This is a genomic window from Chitinimonas sp. (assembly GCF_041904975.1).
GTDB lineage: Bacteria > Pseudomonadota > Gammaproteobacteria > Burkholderiales > Chitinimonadaceae > Chitinimonas.
This window is the reverse complement of the sequence record NZ_JAYRLZ010000455.1, coordinates 1-1,611: the sequence shown is the minus strand read 5'-3', so window position 1 is coordinate 1,611 and position 1,611 is coordinate 1. Positions and strand designations below refer to the sequence as shown.

The following is a 1,611-nucleotide window of genomic DNA, read 5'->3' as shown; positions in this document are numbered from 1 at the left end:
CCATGCGCCAGCTGCGCGAGGCACGCGACTTTCATCTTGACCAGTGGCTGGCCGAGCTGGAGCGCCGCTATATCGATGCCGCCCTGACCCTGGCAGAAGGCAATATGGCCCAGGCCGCCCGCCTGCTCGGCATGAACCGCACCACGCTATACAGCCGCCTCGACAGCAAACGCGACAGGAACTGACGATATGTACTCCCGATTTCCTTTCGGTCCACGCGCCGCAGGCAGTGCAAGAAAACCACACCAGCAATGCGCCGCAGCCCGGCCCGATGATCGTGCCGTCGATGACGTACGACACCAGTCATAACGACATACCCGGCAAAGCAGGAAGCGAATATGTACCTCGAACACTATGGATTGAACGAGCCGCCGTTTCGCATCACCCCGCATACCGAGTTCTTCTATGCCGGCGCCAATCGTGGTGCCACCCTGGAAGCACTGCTGTATGCAGTCCTGCATGGCGAAGGCCTGGTGCGGGTTACCGGCGAAGTGGGCGCCGGCAAGACCATGCTGTGCCGGGTGCTGATGGAGCGCCTGCCCGAGCAGGTGGATACGGTTTATCTGGCCAACCCCAGCCTTAGCCGTGAAGAAATCCTGCTGGCCATTGCAGCCGATCTCAAGCTCGATCTGCCGGCCGACCGGCCCAATGTGCTGATACGCAGCCTGCAAGATGCACTGGTCGCCCGCTACGCTGCCGGGCGGCAGGTGGTGGTGCTGATCGATGAAGCGCACGCCATGCCCGAAGAAAGCCTCGAGGAAATCCGCCTGCTGTCCAATCTGGAACATGGCCACAACAAGCTGCTGCAGATCGTGCTGTTCGGGCAACCGGAACTGAATGACAAGCTGGCCGCGCAGAATATGCGGCAGCTGCGCGAGCGCATCACCCATGCTTTCGAATTGGCGCCGCTGCGCCAGCACGATATCGGCGAATACCTGATGTTCCGCCTGCGCACTGCCGGCTACAAAGGTCCGGATATCTTCACCGCCCGCGCCGTCCGCCTGATCGCCGACGAATCCGAAGGCCTGACCCGCCGCATCAATATCCTTGCCGACAAGGCACTGATTGCCTCGTTTGCCGCCAACCGCCACCAAGTGGATGTAGCCGAAGCTCGCGCAGCGATCACCGACAGCAATTTCCGCCAGCGCAAGCGCATTCAATGGTCACGCCCGGCCCTGGGGCTTGGACTGCTTCTTGCCGGCATGGCCAGTGGCCTGGCCGCCAGTCACTGGATCAGCCGCGAGCCGCCAGCCCCTGGCGCCAGCGCCACACCAGCAGCCGGCAAGCCGGCCGCCCCCGCCCGAGAAGCAGCTACGCCAGTCGCCGCAACGGCCGCCTCACCGGCAGCCGCATCATCGGCACTCCCCGGCAATGACGCCGACAGCCTGTTCGATAGCCGGCTCAAGGCCAGCGAAGCGGCGTTCGCACGGCAGGCGCCCGGCACTTTCACCATCTTGCTATCGGTCGCACCACAGACCCACCGTGCCGACCTTGCGCAATTCATGGCCCAGACCGCACGCAAATTGCCAGTGGACCAGCTGTTCGCCTACCCGACCCGCACCCGCCAAGGCATACCCCACTTCGGCCTCACTTATGGTCTTTATGACTCCC

The 1,611-nt window shown here is 63.3% G+C and carries 2 protein-coding genes; both read left to right on the top strand.

Annotation, left to right across the window (positions count from 1 at the left end; genetic code table 11):
* A partial coding sequence (locus ACE3OH_RS22115) for a helix-turn-helix domain-containing protein (protein WP_374358430.1) occupies positions 1–185 on the top strand: 185 nt, incomplete at its 5' end.
* Between the two features lie 153 nt (positions 186–338).
* The coding region (locus tag ACE3OH_RS22110; protein ID WP_374358427.1) for an ExeA family protein at positions 339–1,611 on the top strand (1,273 nt) is incomplete at its 3' end.